Here is a 15,884-nt window from a genome sequence, read left to right on the forward strand (position 1 = left end):
TTTCCCCTCCCTTGCATCCCCCCGGTGGGGACACAGACTGCCAAATGCCGTGGCGGGTGCGGAAGCTGGGGCGGTGCGACACGCCCGTGTCGGGTCGTTCGGTGACGGTGGGGTGACGGCTGGTCATGTGGGGTGGCGGGCTGGTGGGTGGGGGAGTGGTGGGCCGGTGACCGGTGTCGTCGTACCGCATAGGCTGTCGGCGTCCGTGATCCGTGATCGCCGTTCAGGCCAGACAGAAAGCCGCAGGGGGCAACCGTGACGACAGGTCGGCTCGGGCTGGGGGCACCGTCCAGCCGCCAGGCTGGGGGACAGGTCGCGCCGCCGAACGCGGCGTACGCCGGGCAGGTCGTGCATTTTCCGGACCCGGTGAGGGCGGCTCGTCATCCGCGGGGGGTGCGGGTCGACGAGTACGGGTATCCGGATTTCTCGCCGTATGCCCGTGCGGCGGCGGAGATCGCGGAGCCGCCGGAGGGTTTCGGTGTGGATGAGTTGCGGTTGACGGACTACGTGTCGGCGAACGCGGCGTTGGCGGCGTCGGGGCACGAGTTGTGGGACACGGTCGCGTCGGTGGCGACGCCGCACGGCTGGACGTGGCATCACGTGCGGGGGGCGCGGCGGCTGGAGTTGGTTCCGGTCGAGGTGAAGGCGTTGTTGCGGCATCACGGGGGGATCGCGACGGCGAAGGTGGACCAGGGGAAGCGGGGGACGCGGCCGTTGCAGGAGACGCGGCCGGTGCATTTCGGGTTGCCGAAGTCGTCGGTGGCGGTGACGGAGTCGCAGGTGCAGGGGGTCGAGGAGGATCTGGGGTATCGGCTGCCGGGTGCGTACCGGTCGTTCCTGAAGGCGGCGGGTGGTTGTGCGCCGGTGGGTGCGGCGCTGGACGCGGAGTTGGGTCTGCTGGTGGACCAGCCGTTCTTCACGGTGCGGGACGAGGCGGCGGTCAATGACCTGGTGTATGTGAACAAGTGTCTGCGTGACCATCTGACGAAGGACTATCTGGGCGTCGGGTTCGTGCAGGGCGGGTTGCTGGCCGTGAAGGTGAAGGGTGACCGGATCGGTTCGGTGTGGTTCTGCGCGTATGACGATGCGCGGGATGTGGATGCGTCGTGGACGCCGGCGGAGCGGGTGGAGCGGTTGTTGCTGCCGTGCGGTGACGACTTCGACGAGTTCCTCGGGCGGCTTGCGGGTGATCCGCCGGAGTTGGAGACGGTGGCGAATCTGATGGTGGACGGCGGGTTCGCGCGTGCGGTGCCAGTGGGGTCGGCGTCTTCGGAGTCTGCGGCGTCTTCGGTGGGGGAGTGAGTTCGGCTGTGGTGACGTTCGCGCAGGCGCAGGAGCGCGCGGAAGAGTGGATCAACGGGGATGTGCCGGCGTATCTGCACCGTGAGGTGCGGGTGCGGGAGTTCGACCTCGGGTTCGTGGTGTGGGCGGAGGACCGGGAAGGGGGGCCGCGGTCGGACGGGGGTGCGCAGCGGCTGGTGATCGCCCGGGACAGTGGTGAGGCGACGCTGTGGCCGGGGCTTCCGGTGGGTGAGGTGATCCGCCGGTACGAGGAGCGGTACGGGACGCGGGACGCGGAAGCGGCGCCTGCGCCTGCGGCCCGGGTGGATCTGAACCAGACGTCGTTCCTGTTGACGCCGCCGGAGTGGCTCCAGGAGGCGGCGGACAGGAGGGGGACTGCGGATCGCGGGACCTCCGGTGACGGTGTGGCGGAGGGTGCGGGTGCGCGTCCGGCCGCGGCGGCTTCTCCGGGTGGGTCGGGTACGGCGTGGCCTGCGGCCGGGGGTGGCGAGGAGGTGCCGGAGACGTCCGCGGGGGATACGCCGTGGGCGGGGACCGACACGAGCGCGGAGGCGGGCGAGGACGGTTCGGTGCCGCTGCCTCGGACGGTGTTCGCGCCGCCGCTGAGCGACGCGGCCGAGGGTGCGGCCCCGAGTGCCGCGGCGTCGGGCGCGCCGGGTGCTGCGGGTGCTCCGGGTGACCTTCGGGCCCCTGGGGCGCCGGCGTACGGCTACCCGCAGCCTTCGGGTGGTGTGCCGGGTACTCCGCCTCCGCCGGGTCCTGCGCAGACCCCGGGGGTGCCGGGTGGTCCGGGGGCGCCTGGGACTCCGTCGTACGGCTATCCACAGGTTCCGGGTGCGCCTGCGCCCGGCATGCCTGCGCCCGGTGCGTCTGCGCCCGGCATGCCTGCGCCCGCGCCCGGCGTGCCGCAGGCTCCCGCGCCGAACGCCGCGGACATCGCGGACGCCGCGACCAGCAAGGCGGCGCCTCCGCGGGGTGCGCGTGCCGGTGGTCCGCCCCATCCGCCGGGTGCGCCCGGGGTTCCGGGGGCGCGGCCGGGTGCGCTGCCGCCTCCGCCTCCTCCGCCGCCGCCCGCACCGGGCGCTCCGGGGGGCGGGTACGTGCCGACCCAGCTCGTCTCGCAGCTCGGCCCCGACGGGCCCGCGGGTGCCGCGGGTGCCCACACGCCTCCGCAGCCGGAGGCACCGCCGCCGGGCGGCCCCCGGCCGCCGGGTGCGCCGACGCCTCCAGGTGCGCCGCAGGCTCCGGGTGCGCCGAGTGCTCCCGGCGCGCCGAACCCTCCGGGTGGTGTGCCCGGGGGCGGCGTCCACCATGCGGCCACCGTGCTCGCGGACCCCAACCGGCCCGGCCCGGGCGCTCCGGGCGCCCCCAACCCCCCGGCCCCGCCGGGCTCTGCGTCCCTGCCCGCGGCTCCCGGGCAGCCCGGTGCTCCCGGGCAGCCCGGTGCTCCTGCCGTGCCGAACCCGCAGGGTTCCGCGCAGCCGCAGGGCGCCCCCGGTGCCGTACACCACGCCGAGACCATGCTGGCCGGGCCGCCGGCCGCAGGTCCCGGTGCACCCCCGCCGCCCCCTCCGGGCGTCCCCGGAGTGCCTCCGGGCGCCCCGCAGCCGCCGGGACCGCCCGTCCCCGGACCGCCCGTCCCCGGACCGCCCGTCCCGGGGCAGCCGGTGCCCGGGCAGCCCGTGCCCGGCGCCCAGCCGTCGTACGGTTATCCGCCGCAGGGCCCGCCGACGGTCGGACCGGGCTACCAGGCCGTGCTGCGCTACCGCGCGCAGGACGGTTCGGAGCAGCAGTTGATCCGGCGTTCGGCGCCGGGCACGCCGCACCCGGAGTGGCAGATCTTCCATGAGCTGCGTGCCATGAACGTGCCGCCGGACCAGGTGCTGGAGCTGCACACGGAGCTGGAGTCGTGCGAGCTGCCGGGTGCGTACTGTGCGCGGATGATCCGGGAGAACTGGCCGCAGGCGCGGATCACCAGCATCGCCCCGTACGGCACCGACCACGCTTCCCGCCAGCAGGGCATGCGGCAACTGCTCGCGCACCAGGGTGAGTTGCACCAGGTGGCGGACGGTCCGGCGCGTCCGGGGCCGGTGCGTGCGCCGTTGCCCCCGGTGCAGCCCGCGCCGCCGGTCCCGCCGGAGGGCATCGCGCAGGAGCTGGCCGGTTCCTTCGGTCCGGGGATCTTCCGGTTCGAGCAGGCGGCGGTGTCCCGGCAGGGCGTGCCGCCGATCGTGGCGCACACCCTCGTGGTGGCGGGACTGCCGTTCGACATGGGCCCGTTCTTCTGGGCGCAGGCGCAGCCGGGCCGTCCGGTGCCGACGCTGGCGGAGCTGGCGCAGGAGCGCGGGATGCAGCCGGCCCCGGACGCGGGTTCGTACCTGGTCGTGGGCAGCGACTTCGGCAAGGCGATCTGTGTGCAGTACGGGACGGCGAACATCGTCGCGGTGCCCGTGGAGGCGGGGCCGGGCGGTGCTTCCGTGCCGCCGCAGTTCGTGAACACGGGCCTGCCCGAGTTCGTGCGCGCCCTGGCTCTGCTGGGCCGGATGTGGCGGCTGCGGTACGGGCTCAGCCAGGAGCAGGCGGGCCGTTGGACGGTCGACTTCCAGGCCCAGCTCGCGTCCCTCGACCCGGCGGCGCTGAGTTCGCCGGAGAGTTGGTGGTCGGTGCTGCTGGAGCAGATGTGGGACGGTTTGTTGTGAGGCGTCGCTGACGTCTCGTCAGGGTCTGGGCCCGGTCGTACGGACGACCGGGCCCAGACCCTTTTTCGAGTGATCTCCGGCGGTATCCGTTGCTTGCATGTGGAGTGTCGCGTTATGAACGTTTCCGACTGATCCATCAAGATGTGCGCACAGTCATCGGCTCGTGTGGGTCAGGTGGAGAGGGGTTCCTCGTTGAGCAGCGCATCGCAGCCGCCGCACGACTTCGCGTCCGTGCGGCGCGGCTACCGTCCCGACCAGGTCGACGCCTACACCTCGGCCCTCTCGCGGGACCGCGACGCCGCCTGGGAGCGGGCCGCCCGGCTGACGGTGCTGGCCAAGGAGATGGAGGCCGATCTGCTGCGGCTGCGCGAGACGGTGGCGCAGCTTCCCGCGCAGACGTACGAGGGGCTGGGTGCAGGGGCCGGCCGGCTGTTCGACCTGGCGCGGGAGGAGGCCGAGGCCCTGCGGGAGGAGGCGCGGCAGGAGGCCGGGCGTGTGCTCGCGCAGGCGCAGGAGGAGGCGCGGCGGGTGCGGGACGAGGCGCAGGCGTACGCCGACGAGGTGCGCGGTGAGGCGGAGGAGCGGGTCCGCACGCGGCTGCTGGCGGCCCGCGCCGAGGCCGACGAGGTGCGGATCGCGGCGCGGCGTGAGGTGAAGGAGGAGCGCGGGGAGGCGCTGGCCGCGCTGCGTGAGGTGCGGCAGCGCACCGAGGCGCTCCTGGCCGAGCAGGAGCGGGAGCACGGCGAGCGCCGGGCGGAGGAGGAGCGCGTGGCGGCTGAACGGGTCGCCGAGGTGGAGGCGTGGGAGGCGGAGCGGGTGGCGCGTGCCGAGGCCGCGCTGGCGGAGGCGGAGCGGGAGCTGGCCGGGGCCGAGGAGTCGGCCCGGCAGGTGCAGCGGGATGCCCATGCGCGCGCCGCCGAGCTGGTCGCGGAGGCGAGGGTGCGGGAGGACCGGATCGCGCGGGAGACGGAGCGGGTGCTGCGGGAGCACGGCGAGATCTGGGACTGTGTGCAGGCCCAGATGGATCATGTGCGCAACAGCCTGGCGATGCTGACGGGCCGGGCGCCCGCGGAGTAGGCGGCCTCCGCGCGGGCCCGGCCGTTCGTCAGTCGCCCCTGCGGCCGGCCCCCGCCAGGATCCAGCCTTCCACCGCCTCGTACTGCCTGCGCTGCTCGGCGGCCTTGTCGCGGCCGGAGGCGAGCGTGCCCAGCCAGCCGTAGACGAAGCCCAGCGGGATGGAGACGAGGCCGGTGGTGGTGAAGGGGAACCAGTTGAAGTCGGCTTCGGGGAAGGCCGCGGCGGGTGAGCCCGAGACCAGGTTGGTGCCGGTCATCAGGACCACCACCGTCACCGTGCCCCCGATCAGCGTGCACAGCAGGCCGGTGCGGGTGTAGCGGCGCCAGAAGAGGCTGTACACCAGGGCCGGTGCGATCGAGGACGCGCCGATGCAGAAGGAGAGCGTGGCCAGCGGCTGCAGGCTGCGGTGCTGGACGAGGGTGGCGAGCAGGATCGCCACGGCGCCCACCGCCATCGCCGACAGGCGTGCCGTGGTCATCTCGCGTCGCGGGGGCATCTCGTGCTTCCGGGCCGCGAAGACGTCGTGTGCGAGGGAGTTGGCGCAGGACAGGATCATTCCGGCCACGGAGGCGAGGAGGGTCAGGAAGATCGCCGCTGTGACTGCGGTGAACAGCAGTGTCGCGCCGGTCGACACGTCCGTCCCGAGCGCGGCCCGGGAGCCCAGCAGGTAGGCCGAACGGCCCTGGGGGTCGGCCGCCGCGATGGTCTCGCGCCCGATCAGGGCGGTCGCGCCGAAGCCGACGACCGTGATGACGGGCACGAACAGGGCCACCGACGGCACCGCCCAGGACATCGAGCGGCGCACCTGCGGGGCGCTGTTCGCCGTGTACATGCGCATGGTGATGTGCGGTAGACAGGCGCCGCCGAGCACCACCGTCAGCTCGGAGCTGATCATGTCGAGGCGGGGGGCCGGGCCGCCCGCGAACTCCAGGCCGGAGTGGAGGAAGGCGGGGCCGACGCCGCTGTTCTTCGCGGCGGCCGCGAACAGCGCGCCCGGGTCCCAGTCGAAGCGGTGCAGGATCAGCGCGGCGACGGCCAGGCCGGAGCCGAGCAGCATCACGATCTTCAGGATCTGGATGAGGGCCGTGCCTTTCATGCCGCCGATCGCCGCGTAACTGATCATCAGTGCGCCGAGTCCGATGATGCAGCCCGTCTTCAAGGCGTCGCTGGAGAAGCCGAGGATGAAGGCCAGCAGGTCGCCGGTTCCGGCGAGCTGGACGAGCATCAGCGGCAGCAGTGCGGCGATGGTGACGGCGCATGCCGTCCCGCGCACCGCCCGCCCGGGCATCCGCCGTGCCAGCACGTCGCCCATGGTGAACCGGCCGGCGTTGCGCAGGGGTTCGGCCAGCAGGAACATCAGCAGCATCAGCGACAGTGCCGTGCTCAGTGCGAGGACGACACCGTCGTATCCGGTGAGGGCGATGATCCCGCCCGTGCTGAGCACGGTGGCGGCGGAGATGTAGTCGCCTGCGATGGCCAGGCCGTTGCGCATCGGGGACAGGGAGTTGTAGCCGGTGTAGAACTCGACGAGGTCGTCGCGGTCCGGTCCGGTCATCACGCACAGCAGGAGCGTGATCGTGGCGACCGTGGTGAACGCCACGAGGGACATGGCCTGTGCGGAGCTGCTGAACCCGGTGAGGGCTCCCGGCGCGCTCGTCGTGATCATCGTGCCGCCCCCCGCCCGGTGTCCGGTTCGGCCTGCCTGCGGATGCGGTCGGCGATCGGGTCGACGCCGTGGCGTGCCGTGTACTCGTACACGGCGATCGCGACGCAGGTGACGGGGAGCTGGAGCAGTCCGAGCAGCAGGCCCATGGTGAGGCCGCCGGAGACGGTGGCCGTCATGAAGGAGGGCGCGAACGCGGACAGCAGGAGGAACAGCACGAAGTAGCCGAGGGCGGTCAGGGTGGCCACGCGCCGCTGCCATCGGTAGGCGGTGCGCAGGAGGCGCAGGTCGCTGTGGTGTCCGAGCGGTGGGTGGGCCGCCGGCATCCGCGGCCGGGCCGGCGGGGCGGGCGGCTGCTGCCAGGGGTAGGTCGGGTACGGCGGTGGTGAGTGGTGCGGTGATGAGTACTCGGGGGACGAGTGCCGCGGTATGAACGCGTCGGACATCCCGGTTCTCCTTGCGTGGCTCGGGTCCGGTGCGGCGGACCGCAGGGAGCGGGGGGTGAGCGACGCACGCTACTCGTGGGGTTCCGGGCCGTGTGGGCTTTTCGGCAAACTGGCCGGTCGGTATGCGCTTACTACACCGACCTGTGATGTTACCCGCGGTTACTTGAGGTGGCTTCGCGGTGAAGGGCCGCCCGGCCCGACGGACTGGAGGCGGATAGGCTGGCGCGCGTGTTCATACTGGAACTGACCTACACCGCCCCGCTCGAAGCCGTCGACGCAGTCCTTCCGGCGCATGTGGCCTGGCTGGACGAGCAGTACGCGGCAGGTGTCTTCCTCGCCTCCGGCCGCAAGGTCCCGCGCGACGGCGGCATCATCCTCGCCGCCGGTGAGGACCGCGAGCAGATCGAGCGGCTCACGGCGAGCGACCCGTTCGTGGCGGCGGGCGTGTGCGCCTACCGGTTCACCGAGTTCCTGGCGACGAAGACGGCGCCCGCACTCGACGCGTACCGGCAGCAGGTGCCGTCCTGACACGGGCGGTCGTACCAGGGGGGCGTGGGAGTGGAGTGAGGCGGGCTCGTGAACACGGCCCTGGGCGTTGCTGATCGCCCTGGGCGCGTCGTCCGTCGCGGACCGGCAGCGCCGGCGGCGGGAGACCGAGCAGCGCGGGAGGGACGACCGGCGAGCGGTGTACGCGTCCTTCCCGGCCGCCACGGCCGAGGCCGGTGAGGTCCTGTTCGACATCGCCCGAGACGCTGTGAGTGCGCTACGATTGATCATGTTGCTGGTCGCCGGAAACCCGGTGTCCAGTGGTGCGTTGGTGGTCCAAGGAAAGACGCCCCGCTTCCTGCGGGGAGATGCAGGTGCAAGGCCTGCCCGGCGCTCTGGCTCGAAGCCCCACCCCGCGGTGCGCGGGGTGGGGCTTCGTCGTTCCGGCACGGCCGTCAGGTCGCTTACGTCAGCGTCCACTTCTGGTCGTCGCCGCCGTTGCAGGACCACAGGACGAGGTTCGTGCCGTTGGACGTGGCCGCGTTGTAGGCGTCCAGGCACAGGCCCGCGTCGACGTTGGTGATCGTGCCGTCGGAGTTGACGTTCCACTTCTGGTTGGTCTGGCCGTTGCAGTCCCAGATGACGACCTTGGTGCCGTCGGTGGTGCCGCGGTTGTAGGCGTCCAGGCACTTGTTGCCGTACACCACCAGTTCCTTGCGGGAGGTGTAGGTCCAGGACTGGTTCTGGCCGGCGTTGCAGTCCCAGAGCTCCGCCTGGGTGCCGTTGGTGATCGTGTTGTCGAAGACGTCGGCGCAGCGGCCGGACTGTTTGCCGGTGATCAGCGCCCCGCTCGCGCCCGGTATCGGGTGGACGGTGATCGTGCCCAGTGCCGGCAGTGACCCACCCGACAGGGTCAGCGAGTTGGACGATCCCTTGGCGAGACCGGCCTCCACGGAGACCGTGCCCTGCGCGGAGCCGGTCGGCGGGAACGAGACCGTCGTCGGCGTCTGCCCGTTGACCTGCAGGGTCGCCGTGCGGGCGGTGGAGGAGGTGTTGGTGTAGGCGATGTCGACGACGTTCACACCGGTGCTCGCCGCGCCCACGCCGGTGTAGCGCCCGGTGGTGGTGGCGCCGTACGTGCCGCCCGCCGCCTCCGTGCCGCCGCTGACCTTGAGCATCGCCGTCCCGCCCGCCGGGACGCTCGCGGTGTAGCTCGTGCCGTAGGTGCCCAGGTCCTTGCGGGCCCACAGGTCACGGACGGTGGCCGAGGCGTTCGTCAGGCCCAGGTCGGACCAGCGGACGGTGATGTTCTGCGCGGAGGAGGTGCGGTTGAGCAGCACGACCGCGCGGTCGCCGGTGCCGGACAGCACCTTGGCGTACACCTGGAGACCGGTGGTGTCCTCGGCGACCTTGACGCCCTGGAGGCCGCGCGGATCCTGGTCGACGGCGACGACCTCGGGGTCGGTGAGGATGGAGGCGGTCTCGGACGTCATCGTCGTCAGGTCGTTGCCGGCGAGCAGCGGGGCTCCGGAGATCGCCCACAGGGCCATGTGGGTGCGGTTCTGCGCGGCGGTGAAGCCGGGCATGCCGACCATCAGCATGTCCGGGTCGTTGTAGTAGCCGGTGTGCTGGGCCGAGGGGTGCAGGGTCTGGTCGAAGTTGGACAGCAGGTTCGTCATCGACGGCTGGTTGCCGTAGTAGATGATGTCGGTGCTGGTCCGCCACATGGGCGCGAGGCCCGGCGCCCAGTTCCACGGGTTCTGCTTGCCCCAGTTGCAGACGGAGAGGGTCAGCGGGCGGCCGGTGGTGGCGGACGCCTTGGCGACGGCGTCACTAATCGCCTTGTACGTGGTGGCGGCGTTCAGGCCTTCCGCGTCACCGCCGCACCAGTCGACCTTCACGAAGTCGAAGCCCCACTTCGAGAACTGCAGCATGTCCTGGTCGTAGTGGCCCTCGCTGCCGGAGCCGGGCGCTGCGGGGCGGCCGGTCGGGTAGTAGTAGCCACAGCCGTCCTTGCCGGCGTCGGTGTAGATGCCGGCTTTCAGGCCCTTGCTGTGGATGTAGTCGGCGATGGCGCTCATGCCGCCGGGCCACTCGGTCTCGTCGACCGTGATGTTCCCGGCGCTGTCGCGGGTGCCCTGCCACCAGCCCTCGTCGATGTTGACGTACTTGTACCCGGCCGCGGGCAGGCCCGCCGCGACGAACGCGTCGACCTGCTGCTTGATGACGCTGTAGTCGATCTTCGCGGCGAAGCTGTTCCAGGAGGCCCAGCCCATGGGGGCGGTGGGCACGGAGACCTGGCGGAGCGTCGTGGCCGTGGCGGCCGCCGTCGCGGAGGTGGGCTGGGCGAACAGGAGTGCGGCGGTCGCGGTCAGGGCGAGGGTGAGGAGGCGTACGGCGAGGGATCTGGGGCGGTGGGGGAGGTGCCGTGGTGGGGGAAGCATGCGGCTCCTTGTTGTGTCGGTATATCGAACAAGGATCGGCGAACCGAACATGATGGCGCGCCGAACGTAGAGCCGGGGGAGGGGGAAGTCAACGGGTGTGACACGAGCGGGTGTTGGTACGCGTCCCCGCGGCCCGGCCCGGCATGGTGCGCGCGAGGCAGGCGCGGTTCTCCCGCTCGAAGGCCGGCAGGGTGTCAGCGTGGTCGGCCGCAGGGCATCCGCGTGGTCGGCCGCAGGACGTCAATGTGGTCGGCCGCAGGACGTCAGCGTGGTCGGCCCGCGGCCGCTCCGGCTCCACCACGGGCCGACGGGATGGGGCGGCTCACTCGGTGAGCACGGGGAATCTGCGCGGTGCCACGCACAGCAGCACCAGGAACGCCAGCGCCGCCGCGCACGACGCGCCCAGGTACACCGCGTGCACCGCGTCCGCGATCGCCCGGCGCGTCGCCTCGGATGTGGTGCCCGTGCTCAGGCCCCGCGTCACCGTGTCCAGATCGCCCGCGCCGCCCAGCCGCGACGCCAGCACCCCGTTGGCGACCGCACCGAACACCGACGCCCCGATCGTCTGGCCCGTCTGGCGGCAGAACAGGACGGACGCCGTCGTCGTGCCGCGCTCCGCCCAGCCGACCGTCGACTGCACTCCGACGATGAGGGGGAGCTGGAAGAGGCCCAGTGCGCCGCCGAGCAGCAGCATCAGCAGGGCCGGCTGCCAGGCGGCGCCCGGATACGGCAGGAACGGGAACGCCAGCAGGAGCAGCGCCGCCAGGCCGATGCCGAGCACCGCCGTGTCGCGGAAGCCGATGCGCCGGTACACGTGCTGGCTGAGCGCCGCCGACACCGGCCAGCTCACCGTCCAGACGGAGAGCACGAACCCGGCGGCGACGGGCGCCAGCCCGAGGACCGACTGCGCGTACGTCGGCAGGAACACCGTCGGGGCCACCATCAGCAGCCCCAGCGCACCCAGCGCCAGATTGACCGCGGCGATCGTACGGCGCCGCCACACCCACCCCGGGATGATCGGCTCCGCCGCCCGGCGCTCCACCGCCACCACCACCGCGACCAGCGCGAGCCCCGTCCCGAACAGCGCCAGCGAGGGCGCCGACAGCCACGGCCAGGCCACCCCGCCCTGCACCAGCGCCGTCAGCAGCACACCCCCGCACGCGAACACCGCGAGGGCGCCCGCCCAGTCGACACGGGGGCGCGGGCCCGTCTGCCGGCGCGGCTCGTGCAGATGGCGGACGATCAGCCACAGCGCGACCGCCCCGATCGGCAGGTTGACCAGGAAGATCCACCGCCAGTCCGCGTACGCGGCGAGGACCCCGCCGAGCGCCGGGCCCGCGATCGCGGACACCGCCCACACCGTGGAGAGCTTCGCCTGGATCTTGGGGCGCTCCTTGAGCGGATACAGATCGGCGGCGAGCGTCTGCACCGTGCCCTGGAGCGCGCCGCCGCCCAGGCCCTGCACGATGCGGAACGCGATCAGCGCCGCCATGTTCCAGGCCAGCGCGCACGACAGCGAGCCCAGCAGGAAGACCGACGCGCCCGCGACGAGCACCGGCTTGCGGCCGAAGGTGTCCGACAGCTTGCCGTAGACGGGCAGCGTCACCGTGACCGCCAGCAGATAGCCGGAGAACAGCCACGAGAAGACCGAGAAGCCGCCGAGGTCGCCGACGATCTGCGGTACGGCCGTCGACACGATCGTCGAGTCCAGCGCGGCCAGCGCCATCGCGAGCATCAGCGCGGCGACGACGGCTCCGCGGCGCCGCGCCGCGTCCTGGGTGCGGCCCGCCGCCGCGGTGCGTATCTCCGTGTCCCCCTGGTCCACAGGAATCCTTCCCTGATCGTTTCCCTGTGCACGTATCTGCCGTACGACACCCTCTCACTCGCGCCCCGTCCCTGGGGAGAGTTGACCCTCACGCGACGTCAGGGTGGATGGTGGGTGGGCCGACGGGTGGAGCCGGACCCCGAGGTCGCTCCACCTCCAGGTGGACGACCCCTAGGGGTTCCTCCGCACCAGGGCTCGGGGAGGGCTCGTCCCACCGGAGGACGAGAGAGGCCGGGCCCGTTCCTTAGCCTGGCTTTACGCCGCTGGGGAGCGGCCGGGGCGCACGGGGGTCGCGCCGGCCGCACCGGAGGGGGTGGGGTTTTCCCCAGCGGAAGACGGGGCCGGGCACCAGCGCGCCGGGCCGCGCGCCGGCACCAGACTGACCGGCGTACTCATCACACCACCGACCTACGCCGGTCGACACGACCTGCGCCGGTCGACACCGACGGACACCGGTCCACGTCGACCGACACCGGTCCACGCCGGTCGTCACCGGTCCACGCCGGTCGGTACCCGATCAGCGCATCAAGGCGCACGTCATTCATTCACACGCAAAAGGGGATTCACCATGACATCGGCCGTGACCATTCCCAGGCACGGGGGTACTGGAGGGCGTACGGCCGTTGCCGCGCGGGCTCGGCAGGTCGTGAAGGCGTACGGGGCCGGGGAGACCCGGGTCGTCGCCCTCGACCACGTCGACGTGGACATCGCCCGCGGCCAGTTCACCGCCATCATGGGCCCCTCGGGGTCCGGCAAGTCCACGCTGATGCACTGCCTGGCGGGGCTGGACACCGTGACCAGCGGTCAGATCTACCTGGACGAGACCGAGATCACCGGCCTGAAGGACAAGAAGCTCACCCGGCTTCGCCGGGACCGCATCGGATTCATCTTCCAGGCGTTCAACCTGCTGCCCACACTGAACGCGCTCGAGAACATCACGCTGCCCATGGACATCGCCGGCCGCAAGCCGGACAAGGCGTGGCTGGACCGGGTCGTGGAGACCGTGGGGCTCGCCGGGCGGCTCAAGCACCGGCCCAGCCAGCTCTCCGGCGGCCAGCAGCAGCGCGTCGCCGTGGCCCGGGCCCTGGCCGCCCGCCCCGAGATCATCTTCGGTGACGAGCCGACCGGAAACCTCGACTCCCGCGCGGGCGCCGAGGTGCTGGGCTTCCTGCGCCGCTCCGTGGACGAGCTGGGCCAGACCATCGTGATGGTCACCCACGACCCGGTCGCCGCCTCGTACGCGGACCGTGTGCTGTACCTGGCCGACGGCCGGATCGTCGACGAGATGCTCAAGCCGACCGCGGACACCGTCCTGGACCGCATGAAGGACTTCGACGCCCGGGGGCGCACGTCATGACCGTCCTGAAGACCTCCCTGCGCAACTTCTTCGCGCACAAGGGGCGCATGGCGCTGTCGGCCGTCGCGGTCCTGCTGTCGGTGGCGTTCGTGTGCGGCACGCTCGTGTTCACGGACACCATGAACACGACGTTCGACAAGCTGTTCGCGGTGACGGCGTCCGACGTGACCGTCTCGCCGAAGGCCGCCAAGAACGACGAGACCCCGCAGAACGGCGTGCCCGAGTCGCTGCCGGCCTCCGTGCTGGACCGGGCCCGCACGGCGCAGGGCGTCAAGTCGGCCGAGGGCGGCGTCAGTTCGTCGAACGTGACCGTCGTGGGCGACGACAACGAGAACATGGGCTCCTCGACCGGCGCCCCGACGATCGCCGCCAACTGGACGCGCAACGACCTGAAGTCGATGGACCTCACCTCCGGTCACGCCCCGCGCGGGCCGGCCGAGATGCTCGTCGACGCCGACACCGCGGACAAGCACCACCTCAAGATCGGCGACGAGCTGCGCACCATCGCGCAGACCGGTGACTTCAAGGCGCGGATCGTCGGCATCGCCACCTTCAAGGTGACCAACCCCGGTGCTGCGATCGTCTGGTTCGACACCGCCACCGCCCAGCGCGAACTGCTCGGCGCCACCGGCAGGTTCACGCACCTGAACATCACCGCCGCGTCCGGCGTCTCGGACGAGCAGCTCAAGCAGAACGTGGCGCGGACGCTCGCCGGGGCCGGGTCGTACAAGATCCAGACGGCGAAGGAGAACGCCGACGAGAACCGCAAGAGCGTCGGGTCGTTCATGAACGTCATCAAGTACGCCATGCTCGGCTTCGCCGGGATCGCGTTCCTGGTGGGCATCTTCCTGATCATCAACACCTTCAGCATGCTGGTCGCCCAGCGCACCCGCGAGATCGGCCTGATGCGGGCCATCGGCTCCTCGCGCCGGCAGGTCAACCGGTCCGTGCTGGTCGAGGCGCTGCTGCTCGGCCTCGTCGGCTCGGTCCTGGGCGTCGGGGCCGGGGTCGGCATCGCCGTCGTGCTGATGAAGCTCATGGGCTCCCTGGGCATGGACCTGTCCACCCAGGACCTGACGATCAAGGCGACCACCCCGATCGCCGGCCTGGTGCTCGGTGTCGTCGTCACCGTGCTGGCCGCCTACCTGCCGGCCCGCCGCGCCGGAAAGGTCTCCCCGATGGCGGCGCTGCGCGACGCCGGTACGCCGGCCGACGGCAGGGCGGGCCGGGTGCGCGGCCTGATCGGCCTCGTCCTCACCGGCGCCGGTACCGCCTGCCTGTACGCGGCGGCGACCGCGAAGAAGGCGAGCGACGGCTCGTCGGTCCTCGGCCTCGGCGTGGTGCTGACCCTGATCGGCTTCGTCGTGATCGGCCCGCTGCTGGCGGGCGGGGTGGTCCGGGTGATCAGCGCGGTGCTGCTGCGGGCCTTCGGTCCGGTGGGCCGCATGGCCGAGCGCAACGCCCTGCGCAACCCGCGGCGCACCGGCGCCACCGGCGCGGCCCTGATGATCGGCCTCGCACTGGTCGCCTGCCTGTCGGTGGTCGGCTCCTCGATGGTGGCCTCGGCGACCAGCGAGCTGGACAAGTCGGTCGGCGCGGACTTCATCGTCCAGGGCAACCAGCGGATCGTGCCGCAGGCCGAGCAGGCCATGGAGCACGCACCGGGCCTGGACCACGTCACCCGCTACAAGGTGCTCGACGCGACCCTGACCTCGCCGGACGGCAAGGCCGACGACAGCGGGATCACGGCCGCGGACCCGTCGTACGCCGACGACCTGCGCCGTACGACCACGGAGGGCACCCTGTCCGCCGCCTACGGCGACGACGCCATGTCGGTCGGCTCCGACTACGCCAAGAAGCACGGCGTCCACGTCGGCGACACCATCACCGTCGCGTTCAAGGGCGGGCGGACGGCGAAGCTCAAGGTCGCCGCCATCACCAGCGACGACACCGCCATCGACCAGGGCGCGCGCTACATGAGCCTGGCGACCATGGAGAAGTACGTCCCCAAGGACAAGGTCCCGCCGAACCAGATCATGTTCGCCAAGGCCGAGGCCGGCCAGGAAGCGCAGGCGTACGCGGCCCTGAAGAAGGCGATGGAGCCGTACCCGCAGTACCAGGTGCGCGACCAGACCGACTACAAGAAGGAGCTGAAGGACCAGGTCGGCCAGCTGCTGAACATGGTCTACGGCCTGCTCGCCCTGGCGATCATCGTCGCGGTCCTGGGCGTGGTGAACACGCTGGCCCTGTCGGTGGTGGAGCGGACGCGGGAGATCGGCCTGCTGAGGGCCATCGGCCTCTCCCGCCGCCAGCTTCGCCGCATGATCCGCATGGAGTCCGTGGTGATCGCCCTCTTCGGCGCCCTGCTGGGGCTCGGCCTGGGCATGGGCTGGGGCGCCACCGCCCAGAAGCTCCTCGCCCTGGAGGGCCTGAACGTCCTCCAGATCCCCTGGGGAACGATCACCGGCGTCTTCGTCGGCTCGGCCTTCGTGGGCCTGTTCGCCGCGCTGATCCCGGCGTTCCGGGCGGGCCGGATGAACGTACTGAACGCGATCGCGACGGAGTAGCCGGGAGACGGGGGGTAC

General features: G+C 71.9%; 10 protein-coding genes. 6 read left to right on the top strand and 4 right to left on the bottom strand.

Translation table 11 applies throughout. The features are described from left to right. Nucleotides 1–255: 255 nt before the first annotated feature. The 3 genes from ACZ4SW_RS03490 to ACZ4SW_RS03500 all read left to right on the top strand — a co-directional run bounded on the left by ACZ4SW_RS03490 (nt 256) and on the right by ACZ4SW_RS03500 (nt 5,078). A complete protein-coding gene (locus tag ACZ4SW_RS03490) occupies nt 256–1,302 on the top strand; it encodes an SMI1/KNR4 family protein (RefSeq protein WP_468237319.1) in 1,047 nt (348 codons plus the stop codon). Nucleotides 1,303–1,310: 8 nt separating this feature from the next. Next, nucleotides 1,311–4,001: an SUKH-4 family immunity protein gene (locus ACZ4SW_RS03495; protein ID WP_468237600.1), complete on the top strand. Its 2,691-nt coding sequence runs from the start codon at nt 1,311–1,313 to the stop codon at nt 3,999–4,001. Nucleotides 4,002–4,193: 192 nt separating this feature from the next. Next, complete coding sequence (locus ACZ4SW_RS03500) at nt 4,194–5,078, top strand: cellulose-binding protein (protein ID WP_468237321.1); 885 nt, start codon at nt 4,194–4,196, stop codon at nt 5,076–5,078. A gap of 28 nt (nt 5,079–5,106) precedes the next feature. Here the strand turns inward: ACZ4SW_RS03500 and ACZ4SW_RS03505 are convergent, their stop codons facing one another. Both ACZ4SW_RS03505 and ACZ4SW_RS03510 read right to left on the bottom strand, forming a co-directional pair. Next, nucleotides 5,107–6,744 (bottom strand): sodium/solute symporter, encoded by a 1,638-nt coding sequence (locus tag ACZ4SW_RS03505; RefSeq protein ID WP_468237323.1) that lies wholly within the window; start codon nt 6,742–6,744, stop codon nt 5,107–5,109. Beyond that, on the bottom strand, nt 6,741–7,187 hold the full coding sequence (locus ACZ4SW_RS03510; protein WP_468237325.1) for a DUF485 domain-containing protein: 447 nt from the start codon (nt 7,185–7,187) through the stop codon (nt 6,741–6,743). The genes ACZ4SW_RS03505 and ACZ4SW_RS03510 overlap by 4 nt, the downstream gene beginning before the upstream one ends. A 228-nt stretch (nt 7,188–7,415) precedes the next feature. On the opposite strand from ACZ4SW_RS03510, the gene ACZ4SW_RS03515 reads away from it, so the two are divergent. Then, nucleotides 7,416–7,715 carry a YciI family protein gene (locus ACZ4SW_RS03515; protein WP_468237328.1) on the top strand — a complete coding sequence of 100 codons (300 nt, stop codon included), beginning with the start codon at nt 7,416–7,418 and terminating at the stop codon, nt 7,713–7,715. A 422-nt stretch (nt 7,716–8,137) separates the two neighbouring features. On the opposite strand, the gene ACZ4SW_RS03520 is transcribed toward ACZ4SW_RS03515, so the two are convergent. Together ACZ4SW_RS03520 and ACZ4SW_RS03525 are read right to left on the bottom strand one after the other, a co-directional pair. Further along, the gene (locus ACZ4SW_RS03520; RefSeq protein WP_468237330.1) at nt 8,138–10,117 is read right to left on the bottom strand and encodes an RICIN domain-containing protein; all 1,980 of its coding nucleotides are present in this window, start codon (nt 10,115–10,117) and stop codon (nt 8,138–8,140) included. Between the two features lie 322 nt (nt 10,118–10,439). Continuing rightward, nucleotides 10,440–11,942: an MFS transporter gene (locus ACZ4SW_RS03525; protein ID WP_468237332.1), complete on the bottom strand. Its 1,503-nt coding sequence runs from the start codon at nt 11,940–11,942 to the stop codon at nt 10,440–10,442. A gap of 568 nt (nt 11,943–12,510) precedes the next feature. On the opposite strand from ACZ4SW_RS03525, the gene ACZ4SW_RS03530 reads away from it, so the two are divergent. Next, the gene (locus tag ACZ4SW_RS03530; RefSeq protein ID WP_468237334.1) at nt 12,511–13,299 is read left to right on the top strand and encodes an ABC transporter ATP-binding protein; all 789 of its coding nucleotides are present in this window, start codon (nt 12,511–12,513) and stop codon (nt 13,297–13,299) included. Next, nucleotides 13,296–15,866 (top strand): ABC transporter permease, encoded by a 2,571-nt coding sequence (locus ACZ4SW_RS03535; protein WP_468237337.1) that lies wholly within the window; start codon nt 13,296–13,298, stop codon nt 15,864–15,866. The genes ACZ4SW_RS03530 and ACZ4SW_RS03535 overlap by 4 nt, the downstream gene beginning before the upstream one ends. Nucleotides 15,867–15,884 lie beyond the last annotated feature (18 nt).

It is taken from the genome of Streptomyces sp. NPDC028331 (assembly GCF_055565775.1).

Coding starts and splice junctions, on each gene's coding strand:
- ACZ4SW_RS03535 (WP_468237337.1), top strand. CDS start 13,296: ATGACCGTCCTGAAGACCTCCCTGCGCAACTTCTTCGCGCACAAGGGG.
- ACZ4SW_RS03510 (WP_468237325.1), bottom strand. CDS start 7,187: ATGTCCGACGCGTTCATACCGCGGCACTCGTCCCCCGAGTACTCATCA.
- ACZ4SW_RS03505 (WP_468237323.1), bottom strand. CDS start 6,744: ATGATCACGACGAGCGCGCCGGGAGCCCTCACCGGGTTCAGCAGCTCC.
- ACZ4SW_RS03530 (WP_468237334.1), top strand. CDS start 12,511: ATGACATCGGCCGTGACCATTCCCAGGCACGGGGGTACTGGAGGGCGT.
- ACZ4SW_RS03520 (WP_468237330.1), bottom strand. CDS start 10,117: ATGCTTCCCCCACCACGGCACCTCCCCCACCGCCCCAGATCCCTCGCC.